The organism is Moritella sp. (assembly GCF_013215705.1).
Taxonomy (GTDB): domain Bacteria; phylum Pseudomonadota; class Gammaproteobacteria; order Enterobacterales; family Moritellaceae; genus Moritella.
In genome coordinates, this window is record NZ_JABSQR010000007.1 from 152,468 (window position 1) to 165,274 (window position 12,807).

14 protein-coding genes are annotated in these 12,807 nt (G+C 40.1%); 10 read left to right on the forward strand and 4 right to left on the reverse strand.

Annotated elements, in window-relative coordinates; all coding sequences use genetic code 11:
- Positions 1–7: 7 nt before the first annotated feature.
- From HRT96_RS05240 to HRT96_RS05260, 5 genes are read left to right on the forward strand one after another with little or no spacing between them, the layout of a single operon-like run.
- Entirely contained in the window at positions 8–451 is a 444-nt protein-coding gene (locus tag HRT96_RS05240) for a YHS domain-containing (seleno)protein (protein ID WP_293153205.1), read from the forward strand.
- An 18-nt stretch (positions 452–469) separates the two neighbouring features.
- Complete coding sequence (locus tag HRT96_RS05245) at positions 470–973, forward strand: hypothetical protein (protein ID WP_293153208.1); 504 nt, start codon at positions 470–472, stop codon at positions 971–973.
- Between the two features lie 49 nt (positions 974–1,022).
- Entirely contained in the window at positions 1,023–1,850 is an 828-nt protein-coding gene (locus HRT96_RS05250) for a hypothetical protein (protein ID WP_293153210.1), read from the forward strand.
- The gene (locus HRT96_RS05255; RefSeq protein WP_293153213.1) at positions 1,810–2,718 is read left to right on the forward strand and encodes a cyanophycin synthetase; all 909 of its coding nucleotides are present in this window, start codon (positions 1,810–1,812) and stop codon (positions 2,716–2,718) included. Before HRT96_RS05250 ends, HRT96_RS05255 begins: the two co-directional genes overlap by 41 nt.
- Entirely contained in the window at positions 2,718–3,893 is a 1,176-nt protein-coding gene (locus HRT96_RS05260; protein WP_293153216.1) for a hypothetical protein, read from the forward strand. The genes HRT96_RS05255 and HRT96_RS05260 overlap by 1 nt, the downstream gene beginning before the upstream one ends.
- Before the next feature lie 14 nt (positions 3,894–3,907).
- Here the strand turns inward: HRT96_RS05260 and HRT96_RS05265 are convergent, their stop codons facing one another.
- Together HRT96_RS05265 and HRT96_RS05270 are read right to left on the reverse strand one after the other, a co-directional pair.
- A complete protein-coding gene (locus tag HRT96_RS05265; protein ID WP_293153219.1) occupies positions 3,908–4,783 on the reverse strand; it encodes an NRDE family protein in 876 nt (291 codons plus the stop codon).
- On the reverse strand, positions 4,771–5,313 hold the full coding sequence (locus HRT96_RS05270; protein ID WP_293153222.1) for a hypothetical protein: 543 nt from the start codon (positions 5,311–5,313) through the stop codon (positions 4,771–4,773). Before HRT96_RS05270 ends, HRT96_RS05265 begins: the two co-directional genes overlap by 13 nt.
- Before the next feature lie 228 nt (positions 5,314–5,541).
- Here HRT96_RS05270 and HRT96_RS05275 point away from each other — a divergent pair, with 228 nt between their 5' ends.
- The 3 genes from HRT96_RS05275 to HRT96_RS05285 all read left to right on the forward strand — a co-directional run bounded on the left by HRT96_RS05275 (position 5,542) and on the right by HRT96_RS05285 (position 8,873).
- Positions 5,542–5,883, forward strand: a complete 342-nt coding sequence (locus HRT96_RS05275; protein WP_112714564.1) for a HopJ type III effector protein — start codon at positions 5,542–5,544, stop codon at positions 5,881–5,883.
- Between the two features lie 230 nt (positions 5,884–6,113).
- The gene (locus HRT96_RS05280) at positions 6,114–6,797 is read left to right on the forward strand and encodes a hypothetical protein (RefSeq protein ID WP_293153293.1); all 684 of its coding nucleotides are present in this window, start codon (positions 6,114–6,116) and stop codon (positions 6,795–6,797) included.
- Between the two features lie 246 nt (positions 6,798–7,043).
- Positions 7,044–8,873, forward strand: coding sequence for a methyl-accepting chemotaxis protein (locus HRT96_RS05285; RefSeq protein ID WP_293153295.1), 1,830 nt, complete (start codon positions 7,044–7,046; stop codon positions 8,871–8,873).
- 333 nt (positions 8,874–9,206) lie between these two features.
- Here the strand turns inward: HRT96_RS05285 and HRT96_RS05290 are convergent, their stop codons facing one another.
- Together HRT96_RS05290 and HRT96_RS05295 are read right to left on the reverse strand one after the other, a co-directional pair.
- Positions 9,207–9,746, reverse strand: a complete 540-nt coding sequence (locus HRT96_RS05290; protein ID WP_293153297.1) for a thioesterase family protein — start codon at positions 9,744–9,746, stop codon at positions 9,207–9,209.
- A 127-nt stretch (positions 9,747–9,873) separates the two neighbouring features.
- Positions 9,874–10,482: a LysE family translocator gene (locus HRT96_RS05295; protein ID WP_293153299.1), complete on the reverse strand. Its 609-nt coding sequence runs from the start codon at positions 10,480–10,482 to the stop codon at positions 9,874–9,876.
- A gap of 131 nt (positions 10,483–10,613) precedes the next feature.
- On the opposite strand from HRT96_RS05295, the gene HRT96_RS05300 reads away from it, so the two are divergent.
- Both HRT96_RS05300 and HRT96_RS05305 read left to right on the forward strand, forming a co-directional pair.
- Complete coding sequence (locus tag HRT96_RS05300) at positions 10,614–11,612, forward strand: helix-turn-helix domain-containing protein (protein ID WP_293153302.1); 999 nt, start codon at positions 10,614–10,616, stop codon at positions 11,610–11,612.
- Positions 11,613–12,094: 482 nt separating this feature from the next.
- Positions 12,095–12,793, forward strand: a complete 699-nt coding sequence (locus tag HRT96_RS05305) for a hypothetical protein (RefSeq protein WP_293153305.1) — start codon at positions 12,095–12,097, stop codon at positions 12,791–12,793.
- Positions 12,794–12,807: the final 14 nt, after the last annotated feature.

Sequence of the window (12,807 nt, forward strand, 5' to 3'; positions counted from 1 at the left end):
AATAGAGATGAAATATATAATTAAATTGTTAGTTATCAGCAGCCTAATTTTCTCATTTAACAGTTTTGCTAAAGATCCTATCTATACTGGTTACTTTAGTAGTAAAGCCGTGAGCGGTTACGATACCGTTGCTTATTTTACCCAGTCAAAAGCGGTTAAAGGATTAAAAAAATTCAGTTATAAATACCAAGGTGAAGATTGGTATTTTAGTAACAACCAACACCTTGCATTATTTACACAAGATCCAGAGAAATACGCACCACAATATGGTGGTTATTGCGCCTATGCGGTTGCTCAAAATGATACGGCGTCTTCAGATCCCGAGCAGTGGACAATTGAAAACGGTAAACTTTATTTAAATTACAACGCTGATATCAAGCAACAATGGCGAGGAGACAAAGCCAATTTTATAATCAAAGCTGATCAAAACTGGCCTCACGTATTAAACTAATTAAAAGGATTTTTTAATATGTTAACAAAGAACCGTATTTACACTATTGCTAACTGGGTTATCGTGGTTTGGATCACTAAAGTCTTTTTATCTTCTATTCCATACAAATTTTCTGGCCACCCAGATACGATGCATATCTTCTCAACCATAGGTTCATGGATAGCAACCACCTTGTCTGTCGATTTAGGTAGCTTTTTTGCCCAATACGGCGCGATTGTGGTTGGCAGTGCTGAATTAGCAACCAGCCTACTGCTATTAAGTCCTTTAGTATTGTTACTGAAAGATAAAATGTCAGGTCAAAACAGTGCACCTTTACGTGCAAGAATTCATGCTATTGGCGGGTTAGCATCTTCAGGTATTATGGCCGGTGCTGTGTTCTTCCACTTATTTACACCGTTAGGCATTGAAGTACTACATCAAGGTAAAAGTGATGGCGGATCATTATTTATGGCTGCTGTATCAATCCTCATTTTAGGCTTAGTGTTATGTGCTATTAACTTAAAATTAATCAAAGCAGAGTGATCCTATGCTTATACGTGGCTTATTAATATTACATTACATGGTCTTTTGCTTGCGGTTTTTGACTATTCCGTGGCGTTATTTCCAGCTCAATGCGCGCTATTTTAATAATCAAAAAAAAATATTCTCTAAGCAAGATTTAGATGCCATAACACCTGTCGAATGGCGTTTAAAGCAGTATATTGATAGGTCTGATTTACGTCCAGAGCGCTACCCTGTATTTGCTAAACCAGAATGGGGACAAAACTCGACCGGTGTCAGCTGTATCCATAATATTGCTGAGCTTGGCGCATTACGAGAAAGCTGCGGTTATCAGGCACAAAATTATTTAATCCAAGAAGCGGCAGTCGGTGCAATTGAGTTTGAGGTATTTGTTGTTAAACACCCTCAGAAAGCGGGACAGTTTGCAGTCATGTCGATAACGCAAGTGATTAACCACAGCGCAGATAAATTCCCCGTCAATGGCATTTATAACAGTGATACCCAATACCAAGATATTACCGACGCATTAAGTCCTGCAGAGCAGCAACAGCTGTGGCAGGAGCTTAATCGCATGGGTGACTTTACAATCGCCCGCTATAGTTTGAAAGCAGATTCATTAGGTGCACTATTACAACGACAATTTAAGCTCGTCGAAGTCAATTTATATGTGCCGATGCCGCTCAGTCTATTAAGTCATAATTTGACCCGGTTACAGAAGTACCAGTTACTGTATAACACCACGCATTCACTTGCTCAGTTAGCGCAACAGCTAAACAGCAAAAAAGTAACCCAAGGTATATTTTTTAATAAGTTGATCGCCGCCAGACGGAGTCATGGAACAAGGATATTAACTCAAGATGAAACGAATAAAGCAACTAATTTACAAATGGATCAGTAGCAAGTTCATGGATGGCTGTAGCAACTACAACAGCCTAGAAGTACGTCGCGGTTGTCGTTCCAAGAAACAAGCGCGGGATAAGTTTGCTGCGGGTAATATTCCACATGCGCAAGGCACTATCTTCTTCAATCCTTTGACTGCAGTTAAGTTTGCTAAAGAACATGGTTTTCCATTAGTCATAAAGCCCAATGTCAGTGGCTTTTCGCGTGGCAGTCATTTTCCGATCCGTAATTATAAAGAACTTTGGCGGGCCATTTTCTTGGCTAAACTGTGGTGGCCAACGACGGTTGTTGAGCAATATTTACAAGGTAAAAACTACCGAGTGGTGATCACTAAAGCTGGGGTGATTTCAGTCCTACAACGTTATCCCGCATTTGTAACAGGTGATGGGGTCAATACCATCAGCAGCTTAATCGAAACAGAAAATTTGGTGCGTGAAAAAATGGGGCTTTATCCATGCAATAACCCGATATCTCAAGGCCAACAAACCATCAGTTATCTTGCTAAGCAAGGTTTAACCTTAACCTCAGTGCCAGATAACGAACAGCAAGTTGAATTATTTTATCGTATATCGTTAGCACCAGGTGGCGTGGTTGAAACCATCCAGCGCGATCTGATACCAACCTACAATCATGAATTGTTTGCCAAGGTATTAAATTTATTTGATGCTGAAATATTAGGTATTGATGTGATCATGGAACAAGGTATTGAGCATGATGCCCGTAAGCAAAAGTTGATCTTCCTCGAAGTAAACTCACGCCCTTATCTAAACATGCACAACTACCCACGTTACGGTGAAGCAGATGATCTGTCTGAACACTTAGGGTTGATCAGCGTAGCGCCAAATCAACAAGCAGACACCTTCTAATGTCCTCGGTGCTTCCTAAGCTGGCACCGGCCAGCTATTTCACTGTATTCTCGGCCATTCACAGCTTTGTGATTGGCTTATTACCTTTCTACCTGCCTATCCTTATCTGGCAGCAATACCAACAGCTCGCGCCACTGACAACGTTTATCGCCTGGACAGGTGCAGGCTATGTCATGGCATTGTGGGGCTGGCATCAACTATTCATCAGTGGTTACTGGCGCACCTTAGTGACACTCTCGTTTGTGTTCGAGGTAGGACTCATCTATGTGGCGCTATTCCATGCAGCAAGTACGCACTTGATCATACTCGGTTTACTCAATGGTCTGTTTAATTGCAGCTATTGGATGTTACAACGCATCCTGTTTAACAGCATTAGTAGCAGCCATAATACCGGGCGCTTGTTCGGTAATTTACAATTAATATTAGGTTTGAGCTTAAAATTGGGGATCTTGTTTGGCGGCTATTTTATGCAATCGCAACCTTGGGTTATTTTTACCTTAAGTCTTATTGCTGGTCTGGGCTTTTGTATACTGACATTAAGTTCGTTAACCACACCGCACTTCGTCTATAAGCAAAGTGATCACTCACAACCGAAATCGGTTATAAGTATACGTGATAAGATAGTGTTTCTCGTTGATGGTCCTTTTTTATACCTTGAAAGCTACTTATGGGTGGTGAGTATTTTTCATCTCACTAACAGTGATACCAGTCAATTTAGCTTAACCGTTATCGCCCTTTCGTTATCCTTGGGGTTAATCTTTTACTTCATCAAAAACACCATAGATAAGCAACCTCAATATCGATTATACCAAGTGGCGACGCTGCTTTATCTTGGCGGTTGGTTAATGCGGGGTTGGATCTCGGCTGATTGGAGCGGCTTTGCCATCGGTTTAGGCTTACTGAGTATTGCCTTTGCCACGGCGCTGTTTCGCTTATACTTCAACAAGCGTTTTTATGATAACGCCAAGCAACAAGCCAATTACCATTACTTAGTCAGCAAAAGTTTGTATTCTCAGCTTGGCATAGTGCTGTTTTTTACCGGTTTAACGGCACTATCGAACCTAACAAGCTTTAGCTTAAGTCAGGTATATTGGGCGGTCTTACCCTTGATTGCAGTTTATGTGTTGTATCAGCAGGTTGATAACAACGCCGTACCCGCAACTTTAAGGCCATAAAAATATCGGCGAGTTTAGACTACTTCAACGTAGGTTTCTCGCTGTGGATATAAAGCATAAGACTGATGTTGCTTTGATGAGCACGGACAACCACAGACATAATTCATTTTAAGTTGCCTACGGGTAGCAATTAGATGGGTAAAACTGACCGTATGCGCGTCATCACGGTGCATACAAACCGATAAATAAGACGGTGTAGGTTCATGACTCGCATGAAATCGCGTCAGCGCTAAACTGTTCTTATCATCAATACACCGCTGATTCGTTAATTCAATAATATTTTTTTCAACACTATCAATATCAATATCAGCTGATGCCGGGTGTTGGCTTATTTCCAACTCATCATTGCACCCGTCGCCCGAAAATAACACCTGATGATGTAATAAAATGGCGTTATGGTGGTCTTCTCGGTAGTTAGTCACTTCGGCTAAAGCGACTGATGACGATATCATCGGTGATACAGCGGTCACAGTGGTGAGTTCAAAACCATTCCAACGTACCGCATATACATCACCAATTTGTGCCGTGAGATGACTTGGGAACACTAATAACGTAAAGGCTGCATAACGCTGTAAAGGCAGTTTTTTTAATGCCAAACGGATCTTCGTCAGTGACGTATTACTGATTAATGCTTTGACTAATAAACCACGGCTGATCAGCGCTTTCTCGGGTGGTTTTTGTTGATAATAATTCAGTAAACATACCGATAAACCCGCTTGATTCATCGCAATCCAACTGCCTCCACCGACCGGATCCATCGGCATTAAATATTTAACACCAAGATCATTAAAGTATTTTGGTGAGTATGCCAGAGCACGGCCCTTTTGCTCATCTCGGTTAAAGAATACTTGATAGCCATCATTTGCCAACAACCAACTTACTGTACACATGATGAACCATTCCTCAATGCAGTGAGTGTCGCAGGGGCAATGCCCATATTTTTCGGTGTATCGACGTCACACAATTTTGCCGAAATATCCATTAATGCATAATGATGGATCGCATGTGTACTGACAAATATAAGTTCACGAATTAAGGATGTTTCAACTTGTGCGACTAAAGTATTAAGCACTGATACTTCTGTCGACATCATTATTTTATTGTTCATCATGTGCGGCTGTAATGTGAGCAGCCAGCTTTTGATATGTTCTAATTCAGATAAGCCCGTCATACGACACGATTCCACGAGAGCACCACGACGACGAACATCATAATCAATCACTCCAACGTGTTCTTTTAATACATAATAAAGATCGAGAATGTGACGTAAATGCTCACCAATGCAGCTTGTAATATAAGGTTTCGCACGCATACAATATTGCTCATTGGTCATCGCCATGAGTAAAATGATCCCCTGGTCTAAACCTTCTATATTCCCTTTTATTACCGTTCTAAATTGCTCTACAGGGCCTGACACCATAATTATTCCTTTTATCAGCACTTCTTCTAAGTAAAGCATACATCAAATACGGGGTTTAATTTATCACGAAAAAATCACAATTTGAGTAAGAAAACGTACCATAGCAACCTGCGTTTACTGAATAAATAGGTGAACATTAAAACTAATTGGTAAATTATTACTCTTTTAGCTAACATTTATGATAAATTAGGGGAAGATAGCAAATACTTTAAATTGATGGGACACTCCATGTTAAATGATTTTTTAAATAAATTATCGGCACAACCAACGACTATTCAGTTCGAAGATGTCATCGCTGTTATTGATGAAAGCTATGATTTCACAGCCACTAAATTTTATAATGGCTACCTAGTAAACGAAGCAACTGAAAACACCGGTTCATGCAAATTGTTTGCACTAGGTCGTTTAAATAAATTCACCAAACAGCAAATGCTGGAGTGTTTCGGTACTTATTATCGTGATGACGTACTAAATAACCCAGACGGTGATGACCATGCCAACATCCGTTACTTTATGCGTACGGGCTGGTCAGGTATCCAATTCGAAACACTGCCGCTAACATTAAAATAATGTTAATGCGTTAACGTTATCTTGAGGCAGAGAAAGCCTTATTTTCTCTGCTCACATCTCCTTATTAATCACTTTATCTCGCGTTACTGAGCACCCCCCCCCTAGCAACATTTCTTAGCATAAAATAATCACCATACTGAATCTATCTTACTAACCAAATTTAACCCGTTATACTTATAGCAACTGCGTTATGTCTCCCCGCTTTAGCAAACCGCTAACAAGGAGTTGATATGTATATTCATCTAAATGGTTTTGACTTTGATTTTTCAAAGCAAGTGATCGCTTCTTTTATCAACAGCACTGATTATCAACATCAATCATCTGACATCGCAGGTATCCACCTTGCCGACACTTATCAGCAGATGCTGCATGCTGGTATAGGCAAAAACGAACTGATAACAGCGATATTAAACTATCACATCAGTGCCTTAAATGAAGATGGCATCAGTGTTGATGCGATCAAAGAATCGACGTATAGCGATATCAATGTCAGTTTTTTAATTGATGTAAAAAGTGATAGCTTTGCCCGATTTTTAAATTTCAATGATCATAAAACAGAAGACACCGTATGTATTAATATACGTAATTTTGACCATCAATTTACCCTCACCTACTCCCAGTTAATTCAACTTGAGGAGTCTTATCAAGACAAAACACCAGAACAACTACTCATACTGTTTTTAGAAACATTTAAAGCTATTATGGAAACCGAAGACACCGTATCACGACAATGCCATTACGCCATTCTTGTCAGTACAGGGTTACTGTTATTTGCAGATCAACTCAATATTCTTGATGCCATCCAGTATAGTGAGATTGAATTTGAGCTGAACACCGAGCGACTGTTATTAAATTTACCCGCAGGTTTAGAAACCTGTTTATTTGAGCTTGAATTTAATACCGAAATCGAATAACACAAATTACCAACAAATAAGTAATTCCGCCCTAATCTCTGTTCTGACGATTGAAAAGTGCATAAAATAAATTTATTTTGTTGATTTTATTTTTCAACCTAAGCACTTAATTTTAAAAATGTTTATAGAAACATCGTGAATGGTTTGTTTTTTCGCTTAAATTTACTTAAAGATATTACCAAAAATGCCGACTATATAGACCTAGCCACAGGGTCGGCAATGTTAATTAGGTAGGATGTCGTAGATATGAAGATCAGAGATAAATTATTAGGACTTACTGGTATTTCAGTAAGTGCACTGCTATTGGTACTCGGTATGTCTTGGGTTGCCAACGAACAAGTCACGGGTATTAACCATGCTGCGACAGATGTAAAGCAACTTGAAGTCACATTATTAAATTTACGTCGTAACGAAAAAGATTTCTTACTACGACGTGATACAAAATATCTCGACAAATTTCAGACTAACTACGCTCTATTTCAAATACAATTGAACGCATTATCGGCAGACCTTACAACCGTCAATATTGTTTTGCCAAGTATTGCCAGCTTACCAGCATCAATGCAAGATTATAATCGCACGGTGAACGCACTGATCAGCAATTATAAAACACTGGGACTGAGCAATGAACAGGGTTTGCTGAAACGCCTAAATAGTGGTTATAAACAGTTACTGCAAACTGCGGATCGCCATAACCGTAATCTGTTAATTACCACTGATCTTGCACAAACCGCTAAAATATTTGCATTACTGGGTAAACAAGAATACTACCTAGACTACCAAGCTAAGTTGGCGCTTTATGACCAGCAGCTCACGCTTGATTTTGGTAGTAACTATACTGATTTCCGTGCCACGATGGCTGAGATCATTACGCAATATAACACGATAGGTAATACGCCAAAAACGGGGTTACGTGGTGAGATGCGCGGGTATTCACATCAAGTTGAACGAACCTTTAAAACCATGAGTCAGCAACTCAATGACGAAACAGCAAACCAACAGCAGCAAACGATAATGTTTACTATTATAGCCGTATTAATCGTGATAATAGCCCTGATCACACTGTCTTGGTTAATTAGCAGCTCTATCCAACGTCGTATACAAAGCTTAAGTAGCTTGATGGCAACGATAGCTAAAAACCATGATTTAACTGCTGCTGCAGATGAAAAAGGCAACGATGAATTATCACAAATGGCCAGTAACTTTAATTATTTATTATCCCATTTACGTGAACTTGTCAGTAATGTTCAGTCTGCAGTATATGAACTTGGTTCGGCATCAACAGAATTACAAGAGCGTAGCATTCATTCTGAAGACGCAATGAGCCGCCAACAAGCCGAAACGGATGCAGTCGCAACAGCCATTACAGAAATGGGCTCAACTATTCGCGAAATTGCGCACAATACCGAAAGTGCAGCAAGTAATGCGGACAATAGCCATAATGGCGCAATGGAAGGTTTATCTGAAGTAAGTGCAACCAAAGATCGTATTCGCATTTTATCTGACGACTTATCTAAAACCAGTGATGAAATCTCAAACCTTTCTACCCTGTCAGATAACATAGGGTCAGTGCTGGATGTGATCAGGTCAATCGCAGAACAAACCAATTTACTTGCACTGAATGCTGCTATCGAGGCTGCACGCGCAGGTGAACAGGGGCGAGGTTTTGCTGTTGTGGCCGACGAAGTCCGCTCTTTGGCATTAAGAACCCGTCAATCTACAGAAGAGATCACCGGTATTATTGCGACATTACAAGAGCAAACAGGTCAGGTTGTTCTACACATTAGCCGTTGTCATGAACAAGGCGAATTAAGCGTAGAGCAAGCCGATAGCGCTGAATCTAAGATTGGGCAAATCATGTCTGATATGCAACTCATCATGGATACCAGCACTCAAATAGCAACCGCCGTTGAACAGCAAACTATCGTTTCTGATGAAATAGGCCGTAACGTCACTTCAATTCGTGATATCACTAGCCAAAATTCACAAATCACGCATGAAAACGCACAAGCAGCCAGCTCTATTGCAGATCAGGCTAAAAACCTAGATCGAGCCATTGCGCAATACACAGTGTAATAACACTGCTTATTGGTAAGTTTTGATAATAACGGGATAACAGATATAAAAGACCAAAGTCATCGCTTTGGTCTTTTTGTATCTATACCCAAGTTACTTCAAGATGCTATATCAGAGACGAGCAGGGATAACAGAACAAGGCGCAATATGTAGAGAATGGTTATTCCATTTTCAAATATTGTAACGCTGTGCTGCTATTTCTGCTCGCCTCCCGTAGGGCAAGCCGAAAGAATGAATCTTCGACTTCATGCCTTGAATATCCTTTCCTTTCGGTTTGCTGATTGTGCATCTTGAAGTAGCTTGGGTATATACCTTCACCATCAGAGCGTACGATTAACTGTTTTCTTTTATCGCTTGTTGCATCGTCAACCAATTTTCGACTACCGGATGCAATACCCTATTGTCCAAATTAGTCATCACCGAACCGTTCAGTTCTGAGTCAGCCGTTAATAATGAATGCGGTGCCACAGCCTTACCTGATTTCAAGGCCATTTCTTTCACTAACCCAATCGTGACTAATTTGTTGCCACAAAAAAACTGATGCTGGTAATAAAAATATTTCTCATCGCAACTCAAAATTTCTGTGGTCATGGTAAACGCTTGAAATGGACGAATAGGTTTTAAATAAATAAAATCTTGCGCGGCAATCATACGTAAACCATAACGACCAGATAACGCCAGTCGAGAACTATGCCAGATACCAAAACGGCCTAATTCCATGAAACTAAATACCCGGTAATTAGGTAAATGATCACGCCAACCCAGATCGTGTAACCAAACTCGAAACCGATCACAGCGCTTATCAACCAGCGCCACCGCATCCTGCTTACGCGCACTAAAGATAATGATGAGCATTCTAAAAAATAAATTCATGTAACTCCCTTTCACAAAAATAAATTGACGTACCATACTGACCTAAGTACATATAATGTAAAGTAAATACAATGTAAATATAAAACAAAGCGGCTACAAAATAGTATTCATATTATTTTTAGTCTCGCTACGCCAATGTCATCGATATACCAAGTACAATGAACAACATGCCGCAACACTGATTAAAACGCTGCCCGCTTTGTATTAATTTAGGACGAATACTGTGAGCAACGCACGCGATGCCATATTCAGCCACAAATTCAACACAAATAAAGGTGATAGCAATAACAATAAACTGCGGCAGTAACGCCACATCAGGATCAATAAACTGAGCTAAGAATGCGGTAAAGAACAGTAATACTTTCGGATTTGATAACGCTGCAAAAAAACCTTGTCGAAACAAACGAGTAGGACTATATAGTTGGCTTTCAGCAAGCTCGGTCAACTCCAGCGCAGGGGCATACCATAGCTTGATGCCCAACCAAACTAGATACGCGGCACCAACCCACTGCAATGCCGTCATGGCATCAGGTTGCGCTTGCAATACCGCACCTAAACCAAACATAGCGATTGCAATTAAGATCAAAAACCCAAACACACCACCGCATATAGTAAACAGTGTACGTCGATGTCCATAACGCGCACCGTGGCTCAATGCCAATAATGAATTAGGCCCAGGCACGACTGCCAGCCCCATTGCCGCAACTAAAAATACTAACCAAAGATTAAACGCCATAACCATATCCACATGAACAGAAGTACAATGAGTATAAATTCCAACAATAAAAACAAACGGTATAATCTGGACGTTTAATGGTATTATTTGGACGTAGCGATAAATACACGAGCCATTAACGGATACCAGCCATGAACTCAGTAGACGTTCGTTTTCTACTACTACCCCTGCCCGAATTTAATATGCTACCGTTTGGTGGTTTTTTAGATAAATTACGTTTTTCGGCTGATGATGCAGACCATAGCCAACAGCGACATTGTTCATGGCAAGTTGTCGGCTTAGACACTACCCCGGTGACATCCAGTAGCGGTATATCCATTGAGATACAAGCAGCGTCTGCGGATATAAACCTCTGCCAGTATGATTACCTGGTTATTTTTGGTTGTCGGACTGCGCGTCAATCACAACAACAAGCACGGCATTACGGTGCATTTTTAAAACAAGCGGCAGCAGTCGGCATCACCTTAATTAGCATTGATAACGCTTGCTTTACCTTGGCTGAATTAGGTTTATTAAATGATCATAAAACGACTGTGCACTGGCGTCATATCAATGAGTTTAGTAACGCTTATCCGCGTTTGAAGATCGCGAATGAGCAACTCTATTGCATCGATGATAAACGCGTCAGCTGCGCTGGAGGAACGGCGGCCATTGATTTAGCAGTGGCGATACTCAGTCGTCATCTTGGACAAACCTGGGCAGTAAAAGGACTGGCAGATATGCTGGTTGATGAAAGCCGTAATCAATTGCATCAATTAAAATCACGCCAACAAGCAATGCATCATGATCGCCACCTTGGCCGTACAATTGCCTTAATGCAAGAGCTCATGGCCAGCAACACTTCAATTGAACAATTAGCCGCGCTCACCGGGTTAAGTCGCCGACAATTAGATAGACGCTTCAAGCAGCATTTTAATATGTCTGCACATCAATATTGGAACGAAGTTCGCTTACAACATCTGCATTGGCGTTTACTTAATTCAGACCATTTTTTAGAAAATCTGGCGGATGAAGTTGGTTTTCAAGATAGCAGCTATTTGTGCAAAGTATTTCGACAACGATTTCACCTTTCACCGGGCCAACTGCGTAGTCAAGTTCGGGATAAATATGAATCTAGCACGAATGAATAGCTGACAACCTATCGTGATAACTGCACTTAAGTGACTGTATTACAAGCTACATCCTAATAGGCAACATAGATAAATCACACATATTGCAATCAAAATTCACGTCACAAAGTCGCACAGGGCTATGGCATAGGGAAACCGCAACCCATTGACAATATGCTGACCATAAATCAATTTTTATAATATTATCTAGTCCATTACAATTTTAGATACAGTATTTTATGCATTATTAATCATGGCTAATATTCCATTTTCAAATATTGTAATGCAGTACTGTTATTTGATTGATTAATTTATCATCCGTATATTTCAATCCATCGCACTCATAACGAGTGATAGATCACACTATTTAGCGGTTATCTCAACAATAGATGCCATTTCATCAAATATATTTGACAGATTAAACTATTTTTTATAATTTGCAGTCTGAAAGAAGATGTATAGTACTAAATAGGTATTGGAATGGTGCAATCTTCGAGCAAGTTATGCCTGCCGAAGGTGGCATGAGTTCAGTGCTGATGTCGGTCTGGTTAATTTTGCCAGTCATGGTGTTCTCGTTTAATCACTCGCCCGTTATCTCTTCATTTGCAGTCGCAAAAAGAAATGAATACGGTGATGATGCCGAGAAAAAATGCTCACGTATCTTATTGTGTGCACACGTAATGATGGTTGTGACTGTGATGTTTTTCGTATTCAGTTGTGTATTAAGCCTATCACCAGCGAATCTTGCAGAAGCCAAAGAAATGAACGTGTCTATTTTGACTTATTTAGCCAATCACTTTGATACACCTGTCATCGCTTATGCTGCACCAATTGTGGCAATCATTGCGATCACCAAGTCATTTTTAGGTCATTATATCGGTGCAAGCGAAGGTCTTAACGGTCTAGTTTTAAAAGCAGTACGTAGCCAAGGTAAAGAAGTAAGTAAAAAAACATTAAACAGTTTCACTACTGTATTCATGCTAGTTACGGCTTGGGCAGTGGCTACCATTAATCCAAATATTTTGCATATGATTGAAAGCCTGGGCGGACCAATCATTGCGTTACTGCTCTTCATTATGCCTATGTATGCTATCCATAAAGTACCGGCAATGCATAAGTACTCAGGTGCACTAAGTAATGTATTCGTAACCCTAATTGGTTTGATCTCAATTACTGCTATTTTTTATTCACTCGTGCAATAAACATTATTCATAGT

What these genes read in the sequence shown, in the direction of transcription:
- HRT96_RS05265 (WP_293153219.1), bottom strand. Translation starts at nt 4,783, where the DNA reads ATGTGTACAGTAAGTTGGTTGTTGGCAAATGATGGCTATCAAGTATTC.
- HRT96_RS05255 (WP_293153213.1), top strand. Translation starts at nt 1,810, where the DNA reads ATGAAACGAATAAAGCAACTAATTTACAAATGGATCAGTAGCAAGTTC.
- HRT96_RS05270 (WP_293153222.1), bottom strand. Translation starts at nt 5,313, where the DNA reads ATGGTGTCAGGCCCTGTAGAGCAATTTAGAACGGTAATAAAAGGGAAT.
- HRT96_RS05260 (WP_293153216.1), top strand. Translation starts at nt 2,718, where the DNA reads ATGTCCTCGGTGCTTCCTAAGCTGGCACCGGCCAGCTATTTCACTGTA.
- HRT96_RS05275 (WP_112714564.1), top strand. Translation starts at nt 5,542, where the DNA reads ATGTTAAATGATTTTTTAAATAAATTATCGGCACAACCAACGACTATT.
- HRT96_RS05285 (WP_293153295.1), top strand. Translation starts at nt 7,044, where the DNA reads ATGAAGATCAGAGATAAATTATTAGGACTTACTGGTATTTCAGTAAGT.
- HRT96_RS05290 (WP_293153297.1), bottom strand. Translation starts at nt 9,746, where the DNA reads ATGAATTTATTTTTTAGAATGCTCATCATTATCTTTAGTGCGCGTAAG.
- HRT96_RS05305 (WP_293153305.1), top strand. Translation starts at nt 12,095, where the DNA reads ATGCCTGCCGAAGGTGGCATGAGTTCAGTGCTGATGTCGGTCTGGTTA.
- HRT96_RS05240 (WP_293153205.1), top strand. Translation starts at nt 8, where the DNA reads ATGAAATATATAATTAAATTGTTAGTTATCAGCAGCCTAATTTTCTCA.
- HRT96_RS05280 (WP_293153293.1), top strand. Translation starts at nt 6,114, where the DNA reads ATGTATATTCATCTAAATGGTTTTGACTTTGATTTTTCAAAGCAAGTG.
- HRT96_RS05300 (WP_293153302.1), top strand. Translation starts at nt 10,614, where the DNA reads ATGAACTCAGTAGACGTTCGTTTTCTACTACTACCCCTGCCCGAATTT.
- HRT96_RS05245 (WP_293153208.1), top strand. Translation starts at nt 470, where the DNA reads ATGTTAACAAAGAACCGTATTTACACTATTGCTAACTGGGTTATCGTG.
- HRT96_RS05295 (WP_293153299.1), bottom strand. Translation starts at nt 10,482, where the DNA reads ATGGCGTTTAATCTTTGGTTAGTATTTTTAGTTGCGGCAATGGGGCTG.